This is a genomic window from Pseudomonas lijiangensis (assembly GCF_018968705.1).
Lineage (GTDB): Bacteria > Pseudomonadota > Gammaproteobacteria > Pseudomonadales > Pseudomonadaceae > Aquipseudomonas > Aquipseudomonas lijiangensis.
On record NZ_CP076668.1, the window covers coordinates 4,989,395 to 5,014,834 of the forward strand.

The following is a 25,440-nucleotide window of genomic DNA, read 5'->3' on the forward strand; positions in this document are numbered from 1 at the left end:
CTCAGTTCCCCTTGCTCAGGCTGTCGAGGTTGTCGCCGTCTTCGGTGCCTTCTACGGCAGCGGAGAGCGGACGGGCTGGCGTACGTTTCTGGCCGGGACCGCCGGTCGGTGTATGCTCGACGTGTTTCTTCGGTCCTTTGCGCACCAGACGCATCATGTAACTGAGGCCGGCGCCAAACAGCAGGAAGTAGACGACCACGAACAGCACCAGGGTAATGCTCATTTGCGTGACGCTGTGGCCGGACGAAGCATCCGCCGTGCGCATCAGGCCGTAGACGACCCAGGGCTGACGACCGATTTCCGTGGTGAACCAGCCCGCCAGGATCGCGATCAGTCCCGAGGGGCCCATCCACAAGGCCAGATAGAGGAAAGCACGGTTGCTATAAAGCGCATCACGCTTGCGCAGCCAGAGGCTCCACAACCCGGTAAAGATCATCAGGAAACCCAGGCCGACCATGATCCGGAACGACCAGAACACGACGGTCGAATTCGGCCGGTCTTCAGGCTTGAACTCCTTGAGCGCCGGAACTTGCTTGTCCAGGCTGTGAGTCAGGATCAGGCTGCCCAGATAAGGAATTTCCACGGCGTATTTAGTCCGCTCTTCCTTCATGTCGGGCCAGCCGAACAGGATCAGAGGCGTCGGCTCGTCACCGACGTTTTCCCAGTGGCCTTCGATGGCGGCGATTTTTGCCGGCTGGTGCTTGAGCGTGTTCAAGCCGTGGAAGTCACCAACGACGGCCTGCAACGGCGCGACCAGCAACGCCATCCACATGGCCATCGACAGCATCGTGCGTATCGCTGGCGTGTCGCGGCCACGCAACAGATGCCAGGCCGCCGAAGAACCGACAAAGAAAGCGGTCGCCACAAAGGCGGCAATCGACATGTGCGCCAGGCGATACGGGAAGGACGGGTTGAAGACCACTGCGAACCAGTCGGTGGGGATCACACGACCGTCGATGATTTCAAAACCTTGCGGCGTCTGCATCCAGCTGTTGGACGACAGAATCCAGAAGGTGGAGATCAGGGTGCCGATGGCGACCATGACCGTCGAGAAGAAGTGCAGCTTGCGGCCGACCCGGTTCCAGCCGAACAGCATCACACCGAGGAAGCCCGCCTCCAGGAAGAACGCCGTCAGCACCTCATAGGTCAGCAACGGCCCGGTAACCGCACCGGCAAAGTCGGAAAAGCGGCTCCAGTTGGTGCCGAACTGATAGGCCATGACCAGCCCGGAAACCACGCCCATGCCGAAGTTGACGGCAAATATCTTCGACCAGAAATGGTAAAGATCGCGGTAGACGTCGTTGTTGGTTTTCAGCCACAAGCCTTCGAGCACAGCCAGGTAACTCGCCAGACCGATGGTGATGGCAGGAAACAGGATGTGGAACGAAATCGTGAATGCGAACTGGATTCGGGCAAGATCGAGTGCCTCCAAACCGAACATGATTCTTCCTCTCTTCAGGTGATACCAGCCTTTGGCGGAAAGCCATCAGCGATTGCCCCACGGTCAGGGAGTCGGTGCATCGGAAGTCTTCTGATGAGTATCTCGATGCTGGTTTCATGCTTTCGGTTCACACTGAATGCGTGAACGCAATGATGCAGATCAACCGACCATGAAAGAGTAGTCCCATTCGGGCCTTGAAGCCGTGTGGTCTATTGACGCGTGGCGAGTTGTCTCATGCTGCAGGACGCTCTTTGTGCCGAGCCGATAAGGAGCACTTCACAGAGCAGCCACAGCCTCAACCTGCTGGTATGATGCGCGGCTTTTTCCGACTCGCAGAAACGGCGGGCTGCTGCGTCAGCCTGTGCTTTGCTTCTGGAGTCAAACATTCACGACGCAGGCCGCGTTACGGAGAGCCAGACATGCTGGAAAGGCTGTTTCAACTCAAGGCACACAACACCAACGTGAGGACCGAGATACTGGCGGGCGTCACGACCTTCCTGGCCATGGCATACATCCTGTTCGTCAACCCGAGCATCCTGGGCGAAACCGGCATGGACAAGGGCGCGCTGTTCGTCGCCACCTGTCTGGCCGCCGCCATTGGCTCGGCCGTGATGGGCCTGATCGCCAACTACCCGATTGCCCTGGCACCGGGCATGGGCCTCAATGCCTTCTTTACCTACACCGTGGTCCTGCACATGGGCCATACCTGGCAGGTGGCGCTGGGTGCGGTCTTCATTTCGGCGGTGATGTTCTTCCTGCTGTCGCTGTTCAAGATCCGCGAGTGGATCATCAACAGCATTCCCCTGCCCCTGCGCTCGGCCATTGCAGCGGGCATCGGCCTGTTCCTGGCACTGATCGCCCTGCATAACGCCGGCATCGTGGTCAGTAACCCGGCCACCATGATTGGCATGGGCGACCTGAAACAACCGGCGCCGATACTGGCGACCCTGGGCTTCTTCCTGATCGTGGCGCTGGACCAGCTCAAGGTCCGCGGTGCAGTACTGATCGGCATTCTGGTCACCACCCTCGCCTCCATCCTGCTGGGCTTCACGCCGTTCGGCGGCGTGGTGTCGATGCCGCCTTCCCTGGCTCCGACCTTCCTGCAACTGGACATCATGGGTGCGCTGGACGTTGGACTGGTCAGCATCATCTTCGCCTTCCTGTTCGTGGATATCTTCGATAACTCCGGCACCCTCATCGGCGTCGCCAAGCGTGCGGGCCTGATGGGCAAGGACGGGCACATGCCGAAAATGGGCCGTGCGCTGATCGCCGACAGTACCGCCGCCATGGCCGGCTCGCTGTTGGGTACCTCGACCACCACCAGCTACATCGAATCCGCAGCCGGCGTCAGTGCCGGTGGCCGCACCGGCCTGACTGCCATCGTGGTCAGCGTGCTGTTCCTGCTGGCGCTGTTCTTCGCACCACTGGCCAGTAGCGTACCTGCTTTCGCCACGGCACCGGCGTTGCTGTTCGTTGCCGTGCTGATGGCTTCCGGCATGGCCGAAATCGACTGGGAAGACCTCACCGTCGCGGCCCCGGTGGTGATTACCGCCCTGGCCATGCCTTTCACTTACTCCATCGCCAACGGCATCGCCTTTGGCTTCATTTCCTGGACAGCAATCAAGCTGCTTTCGGGACGCGGGCGCGAGCTGAATTCGGCGCTGGTGATCCTGTCGATTCTGTTCGTGATCAAGCTGGGCTGGTTCAACGCATGAGTGTTCCTTTCGATCCCGCGAGCTACGATCGTCAGCTCGAAGAAAAAGCCGTCCGGTTGCGTGAGCTGCTGGCCCCTTTCGACGCACCCGAGCCGCAGATATTCGACTCGCCACGCGAGCATTACCGCCTGCGTGCGGAGTTTCGCCTGTGGCGCGAAGACCAGAAGCGTTACTACGCCATGTTCGCGCCGGGCGACAACAAGACGCCGATCCTGCTCGAAGGCCTGCCGATTGCCAGCGAACGTATCAATGCGTTGATGCCTGTGCTGCGCGAACGCTGGGAAGCCAGCCCGACGCTGAATCACAAGCTGTTCCAGGTGGACTTCCTGACCACCCTCGCGGGCGATGCCATGATTACCATGTGCTATCACCGCCCGCTGGACGAGGAATGGCAGGCCGAAGCTCAGGCATTGGCGAGCGAGCTGAATGTCAGCCTGATCGGCCGTTCCAAAGGCCAGCGCCTGGTGATCGGCCTGGATTACGTGACCGAAAAGCTGGAAGTCGCCGGTCGCACGTTCAGCTATCGCCAGCCTGAAGGCGCGTTCACCCAGCCAAACGGCAGCGTGAACCAGAAAATGCTCAACTGGGCCTATGACGCGCTGGGCGAGCGTAGCGACGATTTGCTGGAGCTGTATTGCGGCAACGGCAACTTCACCCTGCCGCTGGCCACCCGCGTGCGCAAAGTGCTGGCGACCGAAATCAGCAAGACGTCGGTGAATGCTGCGCTGAGCAACCTGGATGACAACGCGGTGGATAACGTCACGCTGGTGCGTCTGTCTGCAGAAGAGCTGACCCAGGCGCTGAACGATGTACGTCCTTTCCGCCGCCTGCAAGGCGTGGACTTGAAGAGCTATGAGTTCGCCAGCGTGTTCGTCGACCCGCCACGGGCCGGCATGGACCCGGACACCTGCGAGCTGACCCGCCGCTTCGATCGCATCCTGTACATCTCCTGCAACCCGGAAACCCTGGCCGCCAACATCGCCCAACTGCACGATACCCACCGGATCGAGCGCTGTGCACTATTTGACCAGTTCCCCTATACGCATCACATGGAATCTGGGGTTCTGCTGGTCAGGCGTTGATCGCCTTTCGCGAATGAATTCGCTCCTACGGATCAGGAGGAGGAATTCATTTGCGAACGGTTGCAGGGTCTGCGTAGGAGCGAATTCATTCGCGAACAACACCACAAAACAATTTAGTTACTTCATGTGTAGCGTTCCATGGGCTAAGGTATAACCGCACCCGCGTACCCGCCGCTTCGATGGATAACTGTCTTGAGTTCTGAATCCCCCGCCGCCTCAGTCAAACTCTCCCGCGCACCTGGTTTCATCAATTTCATCCTTGCACGACTGCTGGCGGTCTTCGCCATGCAGATCCAGGCCATTGTCGTGGCCTGGCAGGTGTATGACATGACCCGCGAGCCGATGGCACTGGCCTATGTGGGCCTTGCCCAGTTCATCCCCATGTTGCTGCTGCTCATGCCCGCCGGGGATCTGATCGATCGCTACAACCGCAAGCTGATCCTGAGCATCAGTTGGGCAGTGCAAGCACTGTGCGGGCTGATCCTGTTGCTGTTTTCGGCGCTCAAGCTGCAAGACCTGCGCCTGATCTACGGGGCTCTCGTGCTCTATGGCTGCGCCCGCGCATTCACAGGGCCTGCGCTGCAAAGCCTGCTGCCGCAGATTGTGCCCCGGGAACAACTCGCCTCGGCCATCGCCACCAACAGCGTCATCATGCGCTGCTCCACCGTGGCCGGGCCGCTGATCGGGGGCGGCCTGTATGCGCTGGGCGGCGCAGAGCTGACGTATTCGACCTGCGTGCTTTCATTCCTGGTGGGCATTCTGTGCCTGAGCCGGGTCGCAACGCCTTTTGCAGGCAAGCCTGTAGACCTGGGTGACGGGGCCTGGCAGCGCTTTACCGCGGGCATCGCCTTCATTCGCTCCCGGCCCATCATTCTGGGCACCATTTCTCTGGACCTGTTCGCCGTATTGCTCGGCGGCGTGGTGGCCCTGTTGCCGATCTACGCCCATGAAGTCCTGCATCTCGGGCCACAAGGGCTGGGAGCATTGCGCGCCGCCATGAGCCTGGGCGAACTGGCGACCGGGGTTTACCTGAGCATGCGGCCTCTGGATCGCAATGTCGGCATGACCATGTTTCTGGCAGTCGGTGTGTTCGGCGTGGCGAACCTGGTGTTTGCCCTGTCCACCCTCTTCTGGCTGTCCTGCCTTGCCCTGTTGATCGCAGGCGCAGCGGACATGGTCAGCGTCTATATTCGCTCGGCCCTGGTGCAGTTCTCGACACCGGATGCCATGCGTGGCCGGGTCAATGCGGTCAACATGCTGTTTATCGGTTCATCCAACGAACTGGGCGAGTTCCGTGCCGGCACCAGCGCATCCCTGATCGGTCCGGTTCCTGCGGCGATCATGGGCGGTCTGTGCACCCTGGGCGTCGTGGGCGCCTGGATGGTCGGGTTCAAGAGCCTGCGCCGGGTCAATCACTTTGCCGATGCGGCACCACCTTTAGAGAACGAGCACCGCGCAAAAACGGTCTGATGCTGGCCAGACAGACCGCCGGACTGGCGCAATGACGTATCACCGGCAACACTCCCTAGAGTTCAGCGGAGGACTTTCAGAATGCTGTGGAAAAAAGGCCGACGCAGCGACAACGTAGTCGATGCTCGAGATGGCAGCAGCGGCGGTGGCGGCATGCGCATCGGTGGCAAGGGACTGAGCCTGGGCGGCATCGTGATTATCGTCGCCTTCGGCCTGCTGACCGGCCAGGATCCGATGCAGATTCTCGGGCAGCTCACCGGTGAAATGACCCGGCAAACCTCTCAAGTCAGCCCCCAGACACGCCAGGCTCCGCCCGCCAACGATCAGCAGGCCGAGTTCGTGCGCAGCGTGCTGGGCGATACCGAAGACACCTGGCGGGCCGTGTTTGCCCAGAGTGGCCGACAGTACAAGGACCCGGTTCTGGTGCTGTTTCGCGGTCAGGTGAACTCCGCGTGCGGTTTCGCGACTTCGGCCACAGGCCCCTTCTATTGCCCGGCCGACCAGCAGATTTATCTGGATCTGGATTTCTTCCGGGAAATGTCCCAACGCTTTTCGGCTGCCGGGGATTTCGCCCAGGCTTACGTCATCGCCCATGAAGTGGGCCATCACGTGCAGACCCTGCTGGGCATTTCAGCCAAGGTCCAGACGGCTCGCCAGCAAGGCCAGCGCATGGAAGGCAATAACGGTCTGCTGGTCCGCCAGGAGTTGCAGGCCGACTGTCTTGCGGGTGTTTGGGCCTACAACGCACAAAAGCGTTTGAACTGGCTTGAGCCGGGTGATATTGAAGAGGCACTGAATGCGGCAAACGCCATTGGCGATGATCGCTTGCAGCAGCAAGGCCGTGGCCGGGTCGTACCGGACTCCTTCACCCATGGAACGTCAGCCCAGCGCGTGCGCTGGTTCAAGACCGGCTTTGCACAAGGTCAAATCAACCAATGCGATACGTTCGCCGCCAAGAGTCTCTGAGCACATGATTAAACCGCTTATGGTCCTGTTGTTAAGCACTGCCTTCGCGAGCCTCGGCGCTCATGCCGAGGATCAAGCGGTAAAATCGATCAGCCCGGATCGCCTGACCATCAATGGCAGCCAGGCCACGCTGGGCCTGAGCCAGGAATGGGTTCATCCCAAACCACGGATCGAGCGCGTCGTGATCGTGCTGCATGGTCGCCTGCGCAATGCGCAAACCTACCTGCGCAGTATCGAGCGAGCGGCCAACCAGTCCAAGGAGCGCAGCAAGACCCTGCTGATTGCTCCGCAGTTTCTGGACGAAAAAGATATCGTTGCCCACCACTTGTCCGACTCGATCCTGCGCTGGCGCCAGAACAGCTGGATGGAAGGCGCCACGGCTGTGGACCCCAAGCCGATCAGCTCGTTTATCGTCATTGACCATATCCTCAAGCGCCTGAGCGACAGCAAGCTGTTCCCCAACCTCAAGGAAATTGTCATCGCGGGCCATTCCGGCGGTGCCCAGGTAGTGCAGCGTTACGCGATGATTGGAGGCAAGGAAGATGCGTTGCTCAACCGTGAAGGCGTGAAACTGCGCTACGTGATCGCCAACCCGTCGTCCTACGCCTACTTCGACGCCGAGCGCCCTGAAACCGTATCGGCGCAAAGCTGCCCCAACTTCGACGACTGGAAGTACGGCCTGAAGAAAATGCCGTTCTACTCCGGCAAGGAAAAGCCTGCGGATATCGAAAAGGCTTATGTGAAGCGCGATATCACCTATCTGCTGGGCGAACTGGACACCGATCTCAATCACCCGGCGCTGGACAAGACCTGCGCCGCCGAGGCACAGGGCCCGAACAGGCGGACTCGCGGGGAGAACTACTTCAAGTACCTGCAGAAACGTCACCCGGAAGGGCTGAACCAGCATCTGATCATCGTGCCGAAAGTCGGGCACAGCGGTGACGGGATCTTCACTTCGCCTGAAGGGCAGGCGGTTTTGTTCAAGCCGTTTTGATTCGCCATTCGCGAATGAATTCGCTCCCACAAGCGAATTCATTCGCGAAAATCACTGATCCAGCATCCCCCGCAAAGCCACACAATCGGCGACATGCCAGTCGGCCAGCTCTGGCCAGGGATTTTCAGGCAGGTTGACCAGCACGGTCTTTGCCCCCGCTGCACGGCCACAATCCAGATCATGGCGGTAGTCACCAATCATGACCATCTGCCCGGGCGATACATCCCACGCACCCGCCAGCTTCAGCAGGCCAGCCGGATCCGGCTTGGGTGTCGCCTCGTCACGACCCAGCACATCCTCGGCCGCAAAACAGTCCGCAATCCCAATCGCCTCAAGGGTGATGTGAGCCAGCTCGCGGGCATTGCGGGTCAGGATACCGAGGCGATAGCCACGCCCGGCCAGCTCCCGCACCAGTTCGACAGCACCTTCGGCCGGTCGGGACGCCAGCGCCAGTTCGCGCTCGTGCTCCAGCAGCCAGGCATGCTTGGCCGCAGAGACATCCGCAGGCAAGGCCGCCAGGTGTCCGAGAATGTCGTCCTCCAGCGGAATACCCAGTGCCCGCTTGATGGCCGGGAAATCATGCACGGCGATGGTCAGGGTGCCGTCCATGTCGAATACCCAGTTCGGAATATCCCTGAGGCTCATGACCAGTCCTTGCGATGGCGGATCAGACCTTCCTGGCTGACCGAGGCAACCAGTTGCCCGGCGCGGTTGAAAATGCTGCCGCGAGAGAAACCGCGAGAGTTGCCGGCCCATGGGCTGTCCATGGCGTACAAAAGCCAGTCATCGGCGCGCAGATCGCTGTGAAACCATAGCGAATGGTCAAGGCTGGCAACCTGCATGTCGCGTTGCCAGACCGTCTTGCCATGGGGCAGCAAAGACGTGGTCAGCAGATTGAAGTCCGAGGCGTAGGCCAGCAAGTATTTATGCAGCGCCGGAACGTCTTTCAAGGTGCCATCGGCACGGAACCAGACGTACTTCACCGGTTCACCCGGCTTCGGGTTGTACGGGTCTTCAGCGGTTACCGGGCGAAACTGAATGGGCTTGGGGCACAGAAACTTGTCGCGCATGGCTTCGGGAATCAGATGCGCCCGCTGGGTCAGCAGTTCCAGCTCCGAAGGCAGGTTTTCCGGGCCTGCGATCTGCGGCATGGTGGTCTGATGCTCGAAACCTTCTTCGTCATACTGGAACGATGCGCTGCAGGTGAAGATCGGCTTGCCCTTCTGGATCGCCGTCACCCGGCGCGTACTGAAGCTACCGCCATCACGCACACGGTCGACCTGATAGACCACAGGCAAGGCGGCATCGCCAGGGCGCAGAAAGTAGCCGTGCAGGGAATGAACATGGCGATCTTCTTCTACGGTCTGGCTGGCGGCCGACAGCGACTGCCCCAATACCTGTCCGCCAAACAGCTGGCGAAAGCCGAGGTCCTGGCTGCGACCGCGAAAAAGATTTTCCTCGATCGGTTCCAGCGTCAGCAGCTCGACCAGATCATCCAACACTTGGCTCATTCATCACTCCTCGCACAAAACATACCCACGCGCGCAAGGCCTGCGCGGCAGGGTTGAAATGATACAGAATTTAATGCGGCTGGCTGAATCAGGGTTTGAGCGTGTTGAGCCACTGTTCACGGTTTATTCGATACAGGACATGAGGCTTGAGCGGATGCCCATCCTCGATGCCGGGATGATCGAAGTCATCGGCCACATCGTGCTGCATGCCAATGGCCTGCATCACTTTCTGCGATGGCTCGTTGCTGACCGCCGTGAACGACACGATTTCTTCCAGCCCCAGACGCTCGAAGCCACAGCCCAGAACGGTCCAGGCCGCCTCGCTGGCAAAGCCAAGCCCCCAGTGCTCACGCGCCAACCGCCAGCCGATTTCCACCGCTGGCGTGAAATGCGCATCGAATCCCACGACGCCAAGACCGGTAAAGCCGATGAAAGCTCCATTGTCCTTGCGCTCAAGTGCCCACAAGCCAAAGCCCAGCTCAGCGAAATGCCCCCGTACACGCCCGATCATGGCGGCACTTTCCAGGCGACTCATGGGTTCGGGGAAGTAGCGCATGACCTGAGGATCCGCACACATGGCGGCAAACGTGGGCAGGTCATCGTCCCGCCATTGCCGCATCAGCAGCCGCGCGCTGTCGAGTTTGAGTATCGGCTCCATCGATTCCTCCCGGGTACCACGCAAATGATTGCGCCAGTGTAGCCTGTCAACGCCCAAGGTTGCTGTGCGACGGCCTGCATTACTGGCACTATCCGGCTTCGACCCCAGACCGGACGAAAAATGTCCCTGCCGCTTATCTATCATGATGACTACAGCCCGCACTTCCCGGCTGACCATCGTTTCCCCATGGACAAGTTCCGCCTGCTGCGCGATCACCTGGTCGACAGCGGCCTGGTCCTGGACACCCAGCTTCTGCGCCCGGAACTGTGCCCGGCCGATATTCTGGCACTGGCCCATGACCCTTCTTATATTCAGCGCTACCTGAGCGGCGACCTGTCACGCGAGGACCAGCGCCGACTGGGCCTGCCCTGGAGCGAAGACCTGGCGCGACGCACCATTCGAGCAGTAGGCGGCTCCTTGCTGACGGCCGAGCAGGCGCTCAAGCACGGCCTGGCCTGCCATCTGGCAGGCGGCACCCATCACGCGCATTACGATTACCCCGCCGGATTCTGCATCTTCAACGACCTGGCGATCATCAGCCATTACCTGCTGGCCAGCGGACGCGTGGGCAAGGTGCTGATCTTCGACTGCGACGTGCATCAGGGCGACGGCACGGCACGCATTCTCGCCGACACCGAAGACGCCATTACCGTGTCGCTGCACTGCGAAAAGAACTTCCCGGCCCGCAAGGCCCGGAGCGACTGGGACATCCCTCTGCCCATGGGCATGGGCGATGCGGACTACCTGAAAGTCGTCGACGACCTGCTCAACTACCTGCTGCCGATCTACCAGCCGGATCTGGTGCTTTATGATGCAGGCGTGGATGTCCACAAGGACGATGCCCTGGGCTACCTGCAATTGACCGACCAAGGCCTGGCCGCAAGGGACGAAACCGTCATGCGCCACTGCCTGGGCCGTGACATTCCAGTCATGGGCGTTATCGGCGGCGGCTACAGCAAAGACCGCGAAGCCCTGGCCAGACGACACGGCATCCTGCATCACAGCGCGCAGCGGGTCTGGGTGGAGATGGGGTTGGGTTTACCAGCTTGATGGCGGTAAACGGCGGGTGTGGAAAATGCGCAATATCTGCAAACATCCGCCGCGAACACGATAAGGAATGATGTACGGCCGATCAGGCAACACCCATTCACGAGTACCACTGAGTCGCCCTTCTCGCCCCATCGCAGGAAAAAGAGCCAGTTGTTCTACGCCAGCCCTTATGGCGAGCACGAACTCAACGGCAGACTGCGGATTATCCACGGCGATGTAAGCGGCTTCGTCATCGAGATTCTTCAGCGCTGTCCTCAGCCACTCAACGCGCATTGCCTGTCCACTTGTCCATCACGGCGCCGACCTCTTCATCGCTGGCAAAATCCCCGGCATCCGCCTCCTGGATCGAGCGCTGAATCTCGGCAATCTGCCAGGCCTCACGATCGAGGTATTCACGCAAGGCATCAATGGCCAGGAACGACTTGGTGCGCCCGGTAGCTTTTGCAAGGCTGGCAAGGGTGGCCGCCATTTCATCAGGTATACGTATAGACATAGTGGACATGATGACCTCCAGAAAGAACATGCAGTACATAACCATACATTGTCATACAACGTACTACATCCATCACCCATCGCGAAATCAAGTCAGTATTTGAATCTCGGGTAGAATGCCCAGCCTCTTATCACTGACATCACGCTCGCCATGACCGACTCTCACTCCCCGAAGCCCCCATCCGTCGCCATCATCGGAGGCGGGCCTGCGGGGTTGATGGCGGCTGAGGTGTTGAGCCAGGCCGGGATCAAGGTCGATCTGTATGACGCCATGCCCTCGGTGGGACGCAAGTTTCTGCTGGCGGGCGTGGGCGGGATGAATATCACGCACTCGGAGCCTTACCCGGCGTTTCTGTCGCGCTATGCCGAACGAGCGCCGATGATCGCGCCCTTGCTGCGCGGCTTCGATGCCGATGCGCTGTGCACATGGATTCATGAGTTGGGCATTCAGACTTTCGTGGGCAGTTCGGGTCGTGTGTTCCCCACCGACATGAAAGCCGCCCCGCTGCTGCGGGCCTGGCTCAAGCGCCTGCGCGAAGCCGGTGTGGCGATTCATAACCGCCATCGCTGGCTGGGCTGGAATGCCGACGGCAGCCTGCGTATTGTCTCTGCGGACGGCGAACTGGCCATCAAGCCCGATGCCACATTGCTCGCCCTGGGCGGCGCCAGTTGGGCTCGCCTGGGTTCCGATGGCGCCTGGTTGCCGTGGCTGCAAGAGCGCGGTATTGAAGTTGCGCCGCTGCAGGCCGCCAACTGCGGTTTTGAGGTTGCAGCCTGGAGCGAGTTGCTGCGCAGCAAGTTCGCGGGCGCGCCGCTGAAGAATATCGCCATGGGTCTGCCAGACGACACGCCTCGGCTTGGCGAATGCGTGCTGACCGAAACCGGAGTGGAAGGCAGTCTGGTTTATGCACTTTCGGCAAGAATTCGCGAGCAGATCAACCTTGCAGGCTCGGCGACGGTGCACATCGATCTGTTGCCCGGCAAGACGTTCGGCGATGTACAAAAAGCCCTGAGCAAACCTCGCGGCTCGCGCTCGATGTCCAAACACCTGCAAAGCCAGTTGGGTCTGGAGGGTGTCAAGGCCGCGCTTTTACGAGAGCTGGCGACCAAGGAAGCCTTTGCCGATCCCGTCTTGCTGAGCCAGGCCATCAAGACACTGCCTCTGACCCTGATCAAACCGCGTCCGCTCGATGAGGCGATCAGCACCGCTGGCGGTGTGACCTTCGAGGGGCTGGACGAGGGCTTGATGCTCAAGCAACTGCCGGGCGTGTTCTGCGCCGGCGAGATGCTTGACTGGGAAGCGCCGACTGGCGGCTACCTGCTGACTGCCTGCTTTGCCAGCGGTCGGGCTGCGGGGCTTGGGATCATTGAGTGGTGCCGCAGCTCCCACAACCTTGGTGGGAGGGAGCTTGCTCGCGACGAGGCCAGTGAAGGCTGAAGAAGTGCACTGCCTTCACTGCCGCCTTCGCGACTGAAGTCGCTCCTACAATCTTTATGATGGATCAAGATTGGATCAGGGCTTTTTCTTGCGAGGTCCGGTGTTGAACACTGGCACCTTGCGCACGGCCTTTACCACTGGCGCTGGCTCGCTATCGCCACTGTCGACCCATTTGCCCAGATTGCGCTTGCTGCCTGAAACCTTGGGCTTTTTCGGCTTCTTGGGTTTCTTGAGGATCTGCCCTCTGGCATCGGTGGTCGGCACACGGTGTTCAGGCTCGAAATCCTGCTCTTCCTTGCGCACCAGCGTCTGGCGGGTCAGCACTTCAATCGCCGACAGCAACTCGACTTCATCGGCGCAGACCAGCGAGATCGCTTCACCGGTCAGGCCTGCACGCCCGGTACGCCCGATGCGGTGGATGTAATCCTCGGCCACGATAGGCAAATCCAGGTTGACCACGGTCGGGAGATCATCGATATCCAGGCCACGGGCCGCCACATCGGTCGCCACCAGGATCTGCACTTCGCTGGCCTTGAAACGATCCAGCGCACGCTGGCGGGTCGCCTGTGGCTTGTCGCCGTGAATGCCATCGGCGTTGATACCCAGCCCTTGCAGACGCTCGACCAGTTGGTCGACGCCGACGCGGGTCTTGGCGAAGACCAGCACCTGGCCCCAGCGCTGCTTTTTCAGCAGATGGATGAACAGCTCGCTCTTGCGCTTCTTGTCTACCGGCACCACCCACTGCTTGACCGAAGACGCCGCCACGTTGCGCGGGCTGACTTCAATGCTCAGAGGGTCATCGAGCATCTGCGAGGCCAGCAGGCGGATTTCGTCCGAGAAGGTCGCGGAGAACAGCAAGGTCTGGCGACGCTTGGGCAGTGCGGCATAAATCCCGCGCAGTTCTTCGGCAAAGCCCAGGTCCAGCATGCGATCGGCTTCATCGAGGATCAGGGTTTGCAGTTGCGAGAACTTGACCGCGTTCTGACGGTGCAGGTCCAGCAAACGGCCTGGCGTGGCGACCAGAACATCCACGCCCTTGCGCAGCTTCATCATTTGCGGGTTGATGCTGACGCCGCCATACACCGCGTAAGTGCTCAATGGCAGGTGTTCAGCGTACTGGCGAATGCTTTCATGCACCTGCTCGGCCAACTCGCGGGTCGGCGCCAGTACCAGGGCACGCACCGAGTTGGGAGCGACTTTCGGGCCTTCCATGGTCAGGCGCTGCAACAGCGGCAGGGCAAAACCGGCAGTCTTGCCAGTGCCGGTCTGGGCGGCGGCCATCAGGTCACGGCCAGCCAGCACCGGAGGAATCGCCTGTGCCTGAACAGGCGTCGGGGTCTGGTAGCCAAGTGCATCGAGGGCACGCAGCAAGGGTTCGATCAGGCCGAGAGAGGCGAATGTCATGGAGATACCGTAGGGAAATTCACTGCAAGGCGCGCAGTTTACCCTGTCCGGCACCTTGCTGCTTCGGCTTGCACCGTTGGATAAGGCTAAAAACCACGCTGACGCTTGAGCGCCTCGCTGATTTTTGCCGCAGGGACTTTCTGCAGAGAACACAACAACTGATGGGAAACCCCGGCAATCCCGTGGGTCTGGCGCAGTTCGTTGGTCAGGTAAGCCGTCAGGTTGGCGGCCATTTCGGCATCGGCCATGGCCCGGTGAGCCTTGCCGGTGTTGGGCAGGCGGGCATAACTGGTGAGGGTGCCGAGCTTGTGGTTGGGTGCGCCCGGCATCAGGCGGCGCGCCAGCAGCATCGAACAGGCGAAACTCTGCTCGCGGGCACGCTGGATGCGCGAGAGTTCGTAGTCCCAGAACTTCTGGTCGAATGAAGCGTTGTGCGCCACCAGCGGCGTTGCACCGACAAAATCACAGACATCATTCATCACCCGCTCGGCCGACGGCGCGGTGCGGATCATGTTGTTGCTGATTCCGGTGAGGCCTTCGATAAAGGCTGGAATACGCACCCCGGCGTTCATCAGGCTCTGATAGCGATCGACGATACGCCCCTGCTCCATGATCACCACGGCAATCTCGGTAGCCCGGCAGTTATGGCCGGGGGAGATACCGGTGGTTTCAAAGTCAATGACAGCGATACGTTCCAACACGGGGTGCAATCCTTAAAAAATGGCCATCATTTGAGCAACAACGCGCCTTCGATGGGAATGTAGCGGCTGGCGGCACGAATCAGCGAGTTGGCCGTCAACCCAGGAACCCCGTAGGCCACAGCCTCGACGCCGTGCTTGGCGATGATGCGTTCGAGCAGCAGATCGAAATCGCCATCACCGGACGCCAGCACCACCTCATCCACCTGCGGCGCGACGTCCATGATATCGATGGTGATCCCCACATCCCAGTCGCCTTTGGCCGAACCATCACTGCGCTGGATGTACGGTTTGAGTTTGACGGTGAATCCCAGGTTGCGAAGGATCTGCTGGAATTGCTGCTGCTTGCTGTCACCACGATCGATGGCATAGGCAAACGCCTCGACTATCTGCCCGCGCGAGCTGATGTCCGCCCACAACGCGGCGTAATTGAAGTGACAACCATGCGCCTGGCGCACGGTGTAATAGAGGTTCTGTACATCAGCAAACACCGCGATCTTCTTCACCGCAATTCCTCATGACGCGGACAAAATTCGTCAGCCGGTGCAGCAGTATGCCATGAGATGAAAAAGACCGCGGCTCAAGCAGCGACGGGCAAACCACCTCCAAGCGCCATGGAAGCAGGTTGCCCGCGACACCATTGCGACTCAGACGAAGGAGTCATCGTCCGAAAACATGCCTCCGCCATCGTCATAGTTGTCATCGGCCATGTATTGCTGATCCTGCTGCCCCCAATTGCCCGAATCATTGCTTTGCATGGGCTGGTCGTGAATGACTTCGACAATTTCCTCAGGCTGGCTGTGGTGCCCAAACAGGCTGCTGATACCTTGCGCCAGCATCACACCGCCCGCCACACCGGCTGCGGTCTGCAGGGCACCGCCGAGAAAACCTGTTCCTCTTGGCGCTACTGGGGGTGGTACATAGCCACTTTGCTGCGCAGGTGGCGGGTTGAAACCGGCACCATCACGCCAGCCACCGCCACTGGAGGTCGGGGCAGGCTGAGACTGCGGAGCACGTGAGGTGCTGCCGCCAAAGATGCTCGACAGAAAACCACCACTGGCCGGGGCAGACGAAGCCTGGCCTCTGGCCTGCTGGAGTTCGGCCTGAAGCTGCTGAATCTGCTCGTCACGCTGCCTGAGCTGCTGATTCAACTGGTTGACTGCCGCTTCCTGAACCAGAATCGCCTGCGCCATGTAATAAGGAGCGCCGGGCTGGCGGGCAAGATGCTCCTTGATCCGCGCTTCGGCCCCGGCGTCACGGGGAGCCGAGGCTGTTTCGGCACTTTTCAGTTTGGAGAAAAGTTCGTCGATCAGGGTTTGCTCTTCGCTGTTCATGGCGACCTCGCTGGATTGCCGTTGGAAATCTTCGTCCAGTCGAATGAGTGGACTTAACTCAAGTAATGGGGCTGGACAAGCGCGCTTCAACCGGATGAACAAAAAGTTAAGAAAGCCCCCGCGCCAATGCCGATCAGTTAAGAGGCTGAGTTCAAAAAACAGGTGGCAGAGTCACAATCCGTGGGAGGGGCCTTGGCCGCGACAGCCAGCAGTCAGGCGCTGAAAATGTGTTGGCTTCAGCGGGTCGTCGCGGCCAAGGCCCCTCCCACAAGTGATAGATATGTCTTAACTGATCGACATTAGCCCCGTCCCTGTCATTGCCACTCTTGGTTCGACAAAAGGCATGGGCTACAGTGTCGCCTGCTTTTTTGCCTGCGACTTATCCACATGAACCCGCTGAACGTTATCCAGGACTCGCTGTACTTCTTCCGGCGAAACCTGGGAAGCATCCTGATGCTGTGCCTGCCGCTGGTGGTGCTTGAAGCCCTGGCCAAACAGGCCCTGGGCACTGAAGCCCCCTTCGCTTATGAGCTGTTGATCGGCCTGCTGTTCTATCCGCTCTATACAGGCGCCCTGATTCTGTTTCTCGATGCCCGCACGCGAGGCGAGGCTCCTGCGACCAGAGACCTGCTGGCCATGACCCTGCGCCTGTGGCCGACCTTCGCCGTGCTGTCGGCCATCAGCACACTGCTGATTCTGTTCGGGCTGTCGCTGTTCGTCATTCCCGGCCTGTGGGTGATGGTCAAGCTGGCTTTCAGCGAGTACCTGCTGGTGATGCGCAAATTGACGCCTTTCATGGCGATGCGCGAAAGCATGCTGATGACCACCGGCCATTTCATGCGCATTCTGGCCTGTGTGCTGGGTGTCTACATTCCCCTGTCATTGCTCGAAGGCCTGGGGCTTTACCTGTTCCCGGAGCCCCAGAGCCCTGCGGTATCCCTGATACTCGACAGCATCGGCAGCTTCCTGCAACTGTTCATTACCGTCGTGATATTCCGCCTGTTCATGCTGATCAGCGAACCTGCGAACAAGGCTTGAGCCACGAAACGGCTGCCAGATACTGGCAGCTCGGCTATCCTCGTTCGCGAACCCGAGACCGAGCGCCATGCGCTCCAAGCCGAGCCGATGCCCCGTTTACTCTTGCGCCTGACACTCATTGCCCTGACCCTGACCGGCCTTGTGCTGGCAATGATCCATAGCCTGACCTGGCGTCCCGAAGACCGGGAGCCGGTCACGGCCATCTGCACCTCACAGGCACCACCGCTGGTGCCGGGCCAGGCGCTGAAAGTCATGACCTGGAACATCCAGTATCTGGCGGGCAAGCGTTACGTCTTCTGGTACGACATGGCCGATGGCAGCGGCGAAGACGAGCGCCCGACCCACGAAGATATTGCCTACGACCTCGATGAAGTGGCACGCGTCATTCGGGACGAACAGCCGGATGTCGTGTTGCTGCAGGAAGTCAGCGACGGCGCCAAAAATGCCGACTATCAGAACCAGCTGGCCCTGCTTCAGGAGCGAGTCACGGACCTGTATCCCTGCAGCACCGAGGCGTTCTACTGGAAAGCCGACTTCATCCCGGACCTGCACATCCGCGGCAGCGTCGGCATGAAACTGGCGACCCTGAGCCGCTATCGCATCGATCACGCCGAACGGCTGCAACTGCCGCTGCCTGACACCAACATCATCAGCCGTCAGTTCAAGCCGCGACCCGCCTTGCTGGTGAGCTACCTGCCCTTGCGCGATGGCGAACAGCTTGCCGTCATCAACACCCACCTGAGCAAGTCAGCCCGTGGCGACGACACGCTGCAGCGCCAGATACAGGTCACCGGCAAATTGCTCGACACCCTTGAAAGCAGCGGCACGCCCTGGCTGATCGGCGGTGATTTCAACCTGCTGCCGCTGGGCCAGTACCAGCGCCTGCCCGCCGAACAACAGGCACCCTACAACCCCGACAGCGAACTGCATGCTCTGTGGGACAAATACCCGATGATCCCCAGCAACAGCGAAGCCAGCGGTATCGACCGCAACCAGTGGCTGACCTTCTTCCCCAACGACAAGCGAGTCAGCGGGCCTGACAGAACCGTCGACTACCTGTTCCACAGCCCGAAACTGAAGCGCATCGGGGCCAGGGTTCGCCGTGACGACACGCTGCTGATTTCGGATCACCTGCCGGTGATCGGGCGGTTTCTGTTGCCCGTACTGGAAGAGAAGCCCAACGCTTCCGAGCTGTTGCCCGAGCGCTAGCCTCAGTAATCAAAGGTCGGGATCAGAACTCCGTTACAACGGTGACACCTGCCGTCTCGAACCGATCCATGTTCACCAGAGCGTCGATGGACTGCTCCAGGCTGATGGTCTTGCCGACAAGTTTCTCCGGGGACAGTTTGCCGGAGCTGATCATGTCCATCATCGCGTCATAACGATGGGCCTGCATGCCGTGGCTGCCGCAGATCTCCAGTTCATACGCGATGACCTTGCTCATGGGAATGGCCGGCCTGGCGTGATCCGCGAGCATCAGCCCGACCTGAACGTGCCTGCCGCGACGACGCAGGTTATTGATGGAGTTGAAGCAGGTGGTCGGATGGCCCAGAGCATCCAGCGAAACATGAGCACCGCCCCTGGTGATTTCCAGAACGGCCTCGGTGACGTCTGCAACACGGCTGGCATTCACCGTCGCCACAGCGCCGAGGGAGCGGGCCAGCTCAAGTTTTTCATCCGAAATATCGATGGCAATGACATTGGCACCGACGGCTTGAGCAATCATGACGGCCGACAGCCCTACACCTCCACAGCCATGAATAGCGACCCACTGACCCGCCGTAACCCTGCCCTGATCCACCACCGCCCGAAACGAAGTCACGAAGCGGCAACCCAGGCTGGCCGCCGTCGCGAAATCCATGCGCTCGGGAAGCGCGACCAGATTCAGGTCAGCCTTGTGGATACCGACGTATTCGGCAAATGAACCCCAGTGAGTGAAACCCGGCTGAAACTGAGTGTGGCAGACCTGCTGGTTACCACTGCTGCACTCCGGACAAGCCCCGCAGCCACCCACGAACGGCACGGTCACCCGATCACCGATCTTCCATTTCGTGACGTCTTTACCCACCTCAGCCACGATACCGGCCAGCTCATGCCCAGGGACATGCGGCAACTGAATGTCCGGGTCATGCCCCTTCCAGCCATGCCAGTCGCTACGGCACACGCCTGTGCCCCGCACCTGAATGACCACGCCATGAGGCTCTGGAGTCGGGTCTTCGACAGTCATGAGACGCGGCGGCCTGGAGAAGGCTTCGTAGACAACAGCTTTCATGAAAAACACCTCTGCTGGGACAGACACGACAACGAAAGTTAGGGCATTAATTATGAATGAACACCCTGAAATTACCTTTCAGGTTGCAATTGACCGGGCGCGAGTTATGAAATTAACCTTCATTAAAAACATATAAATGAAGGATTCCCTCATGATCGAGGCAATGGACAAGGTAGATATTGCAATCTCTGATCGATTGCAGCGAGACGGGAGACTCTCGAACGTTAAACTCGCAGAGCAGCTTTCACTCAGCGAAGCCTCCTGCTGGCGAAAGCAGAAACGCCTTGAAGAATGCGGCGTGATCGAAGGCTATCAAGCCATCCTGAACCGCAAGAAACTGGGGCTCGGCGTCATGGCTTTCGTGCAGATTTCCTGCACCGACCACAGCGAAGAAGCCACCGCCCGATTCGAGAAGATCATCGAATCGGCACCTCAGGTACTCAGCTGCCACAACACCACTGGCGAGGCGGACTTTCTGCTTCAGGTCGTCGCCAAAGACCTGGACAGCTACAGCCGGTTCGTTGAAAAAGTCCTGAGGAAACTGCCGGGCGTGTCGAGCATTCGCTCGAATCTTTCATTGCGGGAATTGAAGACGACCAATCGGTTGCCGGTGACGGAGTTGTTGAGTCTCTAGAGGCTAATCGCCAACTGAAGTGGGAGGCGGCTTGCCGCCTCCCCTGACGCTTCAGACCTTTTCGATCCAGCCCGCAGGCGCTTCGATATCGCCGTTCTGAATCCCCGTCAGTTCGTTGAACAGACGTTGGGTAATCGGTCCGGCTTCATGCTCACTGTGGAAGACATGCAGCCGATCCTGGTAGTGGATGCCGCCAATCGGTGTGATGACCGCCGCCGTTCCACAAGCGCCCGCTTCCTTGTACTGGTCCAGTTTGTCGATGTGAACATCTTCTTCCACGGCCTTGAGCCCCAGGCGACTCTGGGCCAGCTCGATCAACGAAGCGCGGGTGATACCCGGCAGCACCGAAGGTGAACGAGGCGTGACAAAGGTATTGTCATGGGTGATGGCAAAAAAGTTGGCCGAGCCCACTTCTTCGATCTTGGTATGGGTCAGCGGGTCAAGATAGATACAGTCGGCAAAACTGGCTTCCCGCGCCTCGGTGCCGGGCAGCAGGCTGGCGGCATAGTTGCCCCCGACCTTGGCTGCGCCGGTGCCATTGGGAGCGGCTCGGTCATAGCCCGAAATGACAAAATTGCTGGGCTGCAACACGCCTTTGAACAACGCGCCGACCGGGATGCAGAACACGCTGAAAATGAACTCCGGCGCGCTGCGCACACCGATGTTGTTGCCGACACCAATCACGTAAGGCCGCAGATACAGGGAGCTGCCAGTCCCGTAGGGTGGCAGGAATCTTTCGTTGGCCTTGATCACCTGCTTGCAGGCATCGATGAATTGCTCGGTGGATACCGTCGGCATCAACAACCGCGAGCAGCTGCGCTGCATGCGCGCAGCATTCTGATCGGGTCGAAACAGGTTGATGGAGCCGTCCTTGCAACGGTATGCCTTCATCCCCTCGAAACACTGCTGGCCGTAATGCAGCGCCGTAGAACCTTCACTGATATGCAGGAGGTTGTCTTCGGTCAGATAGCCTTCCTGCCACTCGCCATCACGCCAGTGCGAAATGTAGCGAAAGTCGGTTTTCCTGTAGCTGAAACCCAGGTTATTCCAATCCAGTTGCGGATGTTCCATGTCTCAATTCCTGATGAGGGTGACGCTCGGTGATCATTGGTTCCAGATGATGCTCAACGTCTCATCGAGCCATTGGTGATAGGCATGAGCAGCTTCATCCGAGGCATGAACCGAGAAAATGAAGCCCGGATAACCACCAAAGGCAGGAGGAGGCGGTGAAACGTGTCCGGCCTCGAAAAAGGTCACGACCCGTGCGGTTTCCGGGTGCTGCTCGACTTTGTCCAGCCCCGAGAACCCGCTGAAACGGCCATCACCGCGCAAAGGAATGATGTAGTTCGCAGCCACCTTGCTTGTCGGCAGCACATCGGGCAGTGCCGGGGTCGGCAAGCCCAGGGCGGCATGCATGCACAGTTTGGCGAACGAGACGCCGGTACTCTGCTCCACCACAAAATGGGAAACGCCGGAGCCGCCGATGCGGGCACCGATCTCGATGACATAAGGCTGATCACCAGCATCCAGACGCAGCTCCACATGTGCGGCCCCCATGGTGATGCCCAGGGCTTTCACCCCTTCACGTGCGGCGTCGCACAAGGCCACGATCAGTGGATTATCGATATCCCGGCGCTGGCGATAGATCGTTTCCTCGAACCACGGCCCTTCAGGCTGGCCCTTGTCGCCGACCGCCAGCACATGCACGCCTTCGATATCGACAAAGCACTCCACCACGAACTCTTTGCCGGGCAGATATTGCTCGACCACCAGCCCGACGGCCTTGTCCTTGTCGTAGAAACGCGCCAGATCCTTGCTCTGCACATCCCATACGGCCTCGATCAGACCCGGCAGTTCTTCGGCGGAACGGGCCAGCATCACACCGGTACTCGACCAGCCGGAAAGCGGCTTGATCACCAGAGGCAGGCCCAGGGCATGAACTTGCGAAAGATCCTGAGGGTTGTCGATGTAGCGAAAGCCCGGCGACCTCAAGCCTGCCTCGGCAAACGCCTGGCGCATCAGGTACTTGTTGCGGGCCAGTGCTGCCACTTCGGGCTCAATGCCGGGCGTACCGATTCTTTTCGCTGCCTGGGAAGTCCAGATGATCGCCTCTTCGCGAACCGTCATGACACCGCCGATGCCACGCTCTTCCACGCCTGCAGCGAAGGCTTCCAGAGCCGCTTCCGGCTCGTCGAAAACAGGCAACTGCCATGTCGAGCTGACCGCGGGCAACTGGGCCGGCGCATGCTCGGTCTTGTCGTAAATCAGTACCAGCTCGATACCGGCCGCTTGTGCCGCTTCAAAGACGAACGACAGCTTGGCACTGCGATGGCAAACCAACGCCAGCTTTTTCATTTTATTTCCTCACTAACCGGGAATCGGGGGAGCGTCGTTTCAAATGCCATCCGGTGCTACCCGATGCATCGACAAATAACAGAGTGATACCGATCACGGCCGCCACCATCGCAATGACTTTCACGCCACTCAACATCGCCCCGGCACCAATCAGCCATTCACCGGCGACCACTGCAAAAGGTGCGAGCAAGCCAATGGCGTTGGCATACAGCACGCCACCTTCAGCCAGAACTTTCTGATACAGCACGTAAACCGGAGCCGAGCAGGCGGCTCCCAGAACAATTACCTTGAGGGCATCGCTGAGGTTCAGCGCAAACAGCGGGGCAGGATCGAGGACAAACAGCGGCAGGAAGGTGACGGCAGAAATCAACGTCACCCAGGCCAGCGACGTGAGCAACGGCAGGTCCTTGAAATAACGCTTGGATAACAGGCCATAGACGGCATAGGAAAACGCCGCCACCAACGCCAGTACGATACCGGCCGGACTGATTGCCCCGCCTTCGTTACCGCTCGCATTGAAGGCCAATGCCGCTGCACTGACGATCAGCACGCCACTGAGCTTCAACCAGGAAAACCCCAGGCTGCGGGACAGAAAACCCAGCAGGTAGGTGATGCCCGGGATCATCGCCAGAACCATGGTCAGGTCACTGGCTTTCAATGTTTTCAGCGCTGCAAAGCTGCTGGCGAAATACAGGGAGAAACCCAGTATCGACAGGATGAAAAAGCCCGGCAATCTTGAGCGCAATGGCACGGAGGCGCAGTCCTTCGGCTCACGAACAGCCACAATCAGCCATAGCGCCACCGTTGTTGCCCACAACCGAAGCCCGACGGCATGCATCACCGGGATGCTGCCGATCAGGTTCTTGGACAACAGCCAACTGACCGAAAACAGCGCCAGAATGGCAACGGTGAACAACAGCAACCGCCCTTTCAAGGCGTTCAACGAGACGATTCCTCGAGCACCCTTCGCGCATACTGCGAGGCCGGAAAGTTGAATCGAGCCTGCGGCGTTTCCGGCATGCCCAGATGCTTGTGAACATACTCCCTGGCACCGGCCAGATAAGCCTCGTCATCCAGTGATTCCAATGCTTCGATATCGGAAATCACTGCCGAAATCTGCTCGCCGAGACGCACGCTGTCGAACTTGAGACGACCCTGTTCATCCTCGATCAAGGCCTTGGCATTGACCAGAATCTCGAACAGCAGAATGCCCGTCCCGGCATCGAACGTCATGTGCCGCTCCGAGCCCTTGGGATAGCGGAACATACGCTCAAGCAGAATGAACTCGACAACCTCATGCCAGAAGTCGGGGCGATGCTTTTGCAACAGGCGCACCGTGATCAGGTCGCACTTGGTTTCTTCTAGAAGACCGGTAAACCAGTTCAGCTTGATATAAAGGTTCTTGTCCAGAGGACGGGGGCCAGTATGGTGCGCATAATCGTGGTAATAACCCCACAGGCAACGAGCATCATATATATCCGCCTCGGACATCTTGCGACTGCTTAATTGGCCGAACAGAAACTCGCTATCAGCCCCAAACAGCCGATCCGCTTCCAGTAATGTCTGGCCGTTATAAATATGAAAAAACTTGCTGAAGAAAAACAGGGCAAAGGCCTGTTTATCCACTTTATTTTCAGCCGCCACCGACTCGGGAAACAGAACGATACAGTTGCCCTCTGAAAAACCTCTCGATGCAGCGCCTAACTTAATGCATTGAAAAGGTGCAACATAGTGTTCCGTATACTGCCCGGCATCGGCCAGATAAGGCGTTTCACTGCGATAGCCGGTCACAAGTTCAAGCCGGAATCCTTCAGGATCAGGCCCGTTGGTGGCGCGCATGGGAGCCATGAAGAAAAATGCTTCACCGGGCAATGGCGTCTTGAAATGCGCCAGCGTCTTGTCGAACAACGGGCGCTGATGTAGTCCGTCCTGAACCCAACGCCCCAGATCCCCCAGCGTCGCCGCCAGCAAGTCGGTAGAGAGCCCGTCGATCTGTCCTGCCTGGCGATCCAGCTCTGCGATCAGCCCATTGACCTTCGCATAATCCGCAGCCCCAGGCTCCTGGATGCTCCCGTCCAGTTCCTGCCGGGCCCGTATTTCATTGACGAGTGAGACGATGACGCCTGCCGGATCAACCTTGTGCATGGTCGGCTCGCTTCAGCGAGTGGAGCAGAAATGCCATCGGCACCTGACCGAAGTCCTCGACGACATTCAACTCATGCCGATCAGCGGCCACTACCGTGGTGACACAGGCATCGGCCTTGCCTGCGCTGCAAAGCACGGCGGCATCGGCATTGCTATTGGCAAAAATCTTGTCGTACTGGCTGGCCACCAGAGATTGAGGTGCCGGATGAGTGGCCACGCTCTTGATCTGCTCAAGCGGAGCACGGCTGGCCAGAACCATGGAATGAGTCGGCATGATGAAACTGTCACACAATTCCATGTCGCCCAGACGGGTAAAGATAAGAGTGTGCAAGTCCGGGTAGGCGGCACAACTCAATAGATAGCCGTCCTGCTTTTCTGCCAGTTCATCAAAGGCTTGTTCGAGGGTTTCATGAAGAACAATGCGCGGCGCAGTAGCTCCTGGATGCTTTTTATTGCCCTGAGAATCGAACCACCATTGAGCAGCAGTTGCGCAATTAGTGCCTTCAGGGCCAAGCGTATAAATAGTCGGACTACTGGCAGTCGGCATGCGATGACTTCCTTGTGAGTGCCACCTTGTGGCGAGCTAATCCATTAATGCAATCCATTCAAGACTGCTGTGCGGCGTGCAAATTACTGTAGGAATTTTCTCGGCGCAACAAAAGCAAAAAAACAAAGTCCCCTAAAACCCTGACAAAACGCCAACCTTTGTCGTTTATTTTCGGGGCTTCACCCGTGCAGTCGGC

26 protein-coding genes are annotated in these 25,440 nt (G+C 59.3%); 10 read left to right on the forward strand and 16 right to left on the reverse strand.

Features of this window, described 5'->3' with window-relative positions; all coding sequences use genetic code 11:
* Position 1: 1 nt before the first annotated feature.
* Positions 2-1,441 carry a cytochrome ubiquinol oxidase subunit I gene (locus tag KQP88_RS20910; RefSeq protein ID WP_216704075.1) on the reverse strand — a complete coding sequence of 480 codons (1,440 nt, stop codon included), beginning with the start codon at positions 1,439-1,441 and terminating at the stop codon, positions 2-4.
* A gap of 419 nt (positions 1,442-1,860) precedes the next feature.
* Here KQP88_RS20910 and KQP88_RS20915 point away from each other — a divergent pair, with 419 nt between their 5' ends.
* The 5 genes from KQP88_RS20915 to KQP88_RS20935 all read left to right on the forward strand — a co-directional run bounded on the left by KQP88_RS20915 (position 1,861) and on the right by KQP88_RS20935 (position 7,668).
* Complete coding sequence (locus KQP88_RS20915; RefSeq protein ID WP_117182052.1) at positions 1,861-3,156, forward strand: NCS2 family permease; 1,296 nt, start codon at positions 1,861-1,863, stop codon at positions 3,154-3,156.
* Positions 3,153-4,238: a tRNA (uridine(54)-C5)-methyltransferase TrmA gene (gene trmA, locus KQP88_RS20920; protein WP_216704076.1), complete on the forward strand. Its 1,086-nt coding sequence runs from the start codon at positions 3,153-3,155 to the stop codon at positions 4,236-4,238. The genes KQP88_RS20915 and trmA overlap by 4 nt, the downstream gene beginning before the upstream one ends.
* Positions 4,239-4,430: 192 nt before the next feature.
* The gene (locus KQP88_RS20925) at positions 4,431-5,708 is read left to right on the forward strand and encodes an MFS transporter (RefSeq protein WP_216704077.1); all 1,278 of its coding nucleotides are present in this window, start codon (positions 4,431-4,433) and stop codon (positions 5,706-5,708) included.
* A gap of 81 nt (positions 5,709-5,789) precedes the next feature.
* The gene (ypfJ, locus tag KQP88_RS20930) at positions 5,790-6,674 is read left to right on the forward strand and encodes a KPN_02809 family neutral zinc metallopeptidase (RefSeq protein WP_200994709.1); all 885 of its coding nucleotides are present in this window, start codon (positions 5,790-5,792) and stop codon (positions 6,672-6,674) included.
* 4 nt (positions 6,675-6,678) lie between these two features.
* A complete protein-coding gene (locus tag KQP88_RS20935; protein ID WP_216704078.1) occupies positions 6,679-7,668 on the forward strand; it encodes an alpha/beta hydrolase in 990 nt (329 codons plus the stop codon).
* Positions 7,669-7,719: 51 nt separating this feature from the next.
* Here the strand turns inward: KQP88_RS20935 and KQP88_RS20940 are convergent, their stop codons facing one another.
* From KQP88_RS20940 to KQP88_RS20950, 3 genes are all read right to left on the reverse strand, one after another.
* A complete protein-coding gene (locus tag KQP88_RS20940) occupies positions 7,720-8,313 on the reverse strand; it encodes an HAD family hydrolase (protein ID WP_216704079.1) in 594 nt (197 codons plus the stop codon).
* On the reverse strand, positions 8,310-9,179 hold the full coding sequence (gene tesB, locus KQP88_RS20945) for an acyl-CoA thioesterase II (protein WP_025261913.1): 870 nt from the start codon (positions 9,177-9,179) through the stop codon (positions 8,310-8,312). The genes KQP88_RS20940 and tesB overlap by 4 nt, the downstream gene beginning before the upstream one ends.
* A gap of 88 nt (positions 9,180-9,267) precedes the next feature.
* A complete protein-coding gene (locus tag KQP88_RS20950) occupies positions 9,268-9,837 on the reverse strand; it encodes a GNAT family N-acetyltransferase (protein WP_200994712.1) in 570 nt (189 codons plus the stop codon).
* A gap of 120 nt (positions 9,838-9,957) precedes the next feature.
* On the opposite strand from KQP88_RS20950, the gene KQP88_RS20955 reads away from it, so the two are divergent.
* The gene (locus tag KQP88_RS20955) at positions 9,958-10,887 is read left to right on the forward strand and encodes a histone deacetylase family protein (protein WP_216704080.1); all 930 of its coding nucleotides are present in this window, start codon (positions 9,958-9,960) and stop codon (positions 10,885-10,887) included.
* Here KQP88_RS20955 and KQP88_RS20960 read toward each other — a convergent pair.
* Positions 10,876-11,160 carry a type II toxin-antitoxin system RelE/ParE family toxin gene (locus tag KQP88_RS20960; protein WP_200994714.1) on the reverse strand — a complete coding sequence of 95 codons (285 nt, stop codon included), beginning with the start codon at positions 11,158-11,160 and terminating at the stop codon, positions 10,876-10,878. The genes KQP88_RS20955 and KQP88_RS20960 overlap by 12 nt on opposite strands.
* Positions 11,150-11,389 carry a CopG family ribbon-helix-helix protein gene (locus KQP88_RS20965; RefSeq protein ID WP_117182192.1) on the reverse strand — a complete coding sequence of 80 codons (240 nt, stop codon included), beginning with the start codon at positions 11,387-11,389 and terminating at the stop codon, positions 11,150-11,152. The genes KQP88_RS20960 and KQP88_RS20965 overlap by 11 nt, the downstream gene beginning before the upstream one ends.
* A gap of 141 nt (positions 11,390-11,530) precedes the next feature.
* On the opposite strand from KQP88_RS20965, the gene KQP88_RS20970 reads away from it, so the two are divergent.
* Entirely contained in the window at positions 11,531-12,817 is a 1,287-nt protein-coding gene (locus tag KQP88_RS20970; protein WP_216704081.1) for a TIGR03862 family flavoprotein, read from the forward strand.
* A 75-nt stretch (positions 12,818-12,892) separates the two neighbouring features.
* Here KQP88_RS20970 and KQP88_RS20975 read toward each other — a convergent pair whose 3' ends face one another.
* The 4 genes from KQP88_RS20975 to KQP88_RS20990 all read right to left on the reverse strand — a co-directional run bounded on the left by KQP88_RS20975 (position 12,893) and on the right by KQP88_RS20990 (position 16,253).
* The gene (locus tag KQP88_RS20975) at positions 12,893-14,221 is read right to left on the reverse strand and encodes a DEAD/DEAH box helicase (RefSeq protein WP_216704082.1); all 1,329 of its coding nucleotides are present in this window, start codon (positions 14,219-14,221) and stop codon (positions 12,893-12,895) included.
* An 86-nt stretch (positions 14,222-14,307) separates the two neighbouring features.
* Complete coding sequence (locus KQP88_RS20980; RefSeq protein WP_200994728.1) at positions 14,308-14,919, reverse strand: 3'-5' exonuclease; 612 nt, start codon at positions 14,917-14,919, stop codon at positions 14,308-14,310.
* Positions 14,920-14,948: 29 nt separating this feature from the next.
* Complete coding sequence (locus KQP88_RS20985; protein WP_025261919.1) at positions 14,949-15,425, reverse strand: NYN domain-containing protein; 477 nt, start codon at positions 15,423-15,425, stop codon at positions 14,949-14,951.
* 141 nt (positions 15,426-15,566) lie between these two features.
* Entirely contained in the window at positions 15,567-16,253 is a 687-nt protein-coding gene (locus tag KQP88_RS20990; protein WP_216704083.1) for a DUF2076 domain-containing protein, read from the reverse strand.
* Positions 16,254-16,640: 387 nt separating this feature from the next.
* Between KQP88_RS20990 and KQP88_RS20995 the strand changes: the two genes are divergently transcribed.
* Together KQP88_RS20995 and KQP88_RS21000 are read left to right on the forward strand one after the other, a co-directional pair.
* A complete protein-coding gene (locus KQP88_RS20995) occupies positions 16,641-17,291 on the forward strand; it encodes a YciC family protein (RefSeq protein WP_216704084.1) in 651 nt (216 codons plus the stop codon).
* Positions 17,292-17,327: 36 nt separating this feature from the next.
* Entirely contained in the window at positions 17,328-18,500 is a 1,173-nt protein-coding gene (locus KQP88_RS21000; protein WP_407681846.1) for an endonuclease/exonuclease/phosphatase family protein, read from the forward strand.
* 22 nt (positions 18,501-18,522) lie between these two features.
* On the opposite strand, the gene KQP88_RS21005 is transcribed toward KQP88_RS21000, so the two are convergent.
* The gene (locus KQP88_RS21005; protein ID WP_216704086.1) at positions 18,523-19,563 is read right to left on the reverse strand and encodes a zinc-dependent alcohol dehydrogenase family protein; all 1,041 of its coding nucleotides are present in this window, start codon (positions 19,561-19,563) and stop codon (positions 18,523-18,525) included.
* A 151-nt stretch (positions 19,564-19,714) separates the two neighbouring features.
* On the opposite strand from KQP88_RS21005, the gene KQP88_RS21010 reads away from it, so the two are divergent.
* The gene (locus KQP88_RS21010) at positions 19,715-20,197 is read left to right on the forward strand and encodes an Lrp/AsnC family transcriptional regulator (protein WP_216704087.1); all 483 of its coding nucleotides are present in this window, start codon (positions 19,715-19,717) and stop codon (positions 20,195-20,197) included.
* Between the two features lie 51 nt (positions 20,198-20,248).
* Here KQP88_RS21010 and KQP88_RS21015 read toward each other — a convergent pair whose 3' ends face one another.
* Genes KQP88_RS21015 through KQP88_RS21035 form a run of 5 tightly spaced genes read right to left on the reverse strand, consistent with a single transcriptional unit; the run spans position 20,249 to position 25,244 of the window.
* A complete protein-coding gene (locus KQP88_RS21015; protein WP_216704088.1) occupies positions 20,249-21,268 on the reverse strand; it encodes a branched-chain amino acid aminotransferase in 1,020 nt (339 codons plus the stop codon).
* Positions 21,269-21,301: 33 nt separating this feature from the next.
* Positions 21,302-22,552 (reverse strand): ATP-grasp domain-containing protein, encoded by a 1,251-nt coding sequence (locus tag KQP88_RS21020; RefSeq protein ID WP_216704089.1) that lies wholly within the window; start codon positions 22,550-22,552, stop codon positions 21,302-21,304.
* A 1-nt stretch (position 22,553) separates the two neighbouring features.
* The gene (locus KQP88_RS21025; RefSeq protein ID WP_253950508.1) at positions 22,554-23,495 is read right to left on the reverse strand and encodes a DMT family transporter; all 942 of its coding nucleotides are present in this window, start codon (positions 23,493-23,495) and stop codon (positions 22,554-22,556) included.
* The gene (locus KQP88_RS21030) at positions 23,492-24,697 is read right to left on the reverse strand and encodes a DUF6421 family protein (protein WP_216704090.1); all 1,206 of its coding nucleotides are present in this window, start codon (positions 24,695-24,697) and stop codon (positions 23,492-23,494) included. The genes KQP88_RS21025 and KQP88_RS21030 overlap by 4 nt, the downstream gene beginning before the upstream one ends.
* Complete coding sequence (locus KQP88_RS21035) at positions 24,684-25,244, reverse strand: type 2 periplasmic-binding domain-containing protein (RefSeq protein WP_216704091.1); 561 nt, start codon at positions 25,242-25,244, stop codon at positions 24,684-24,686. Before KQP88_RS21035 ends, KQP88_RS21030 begins: the two co-directional genes overlap by 14 nt.
* Between the last annotated feature and the right edge of the window lie 196 nt (positions 25,245-25,440).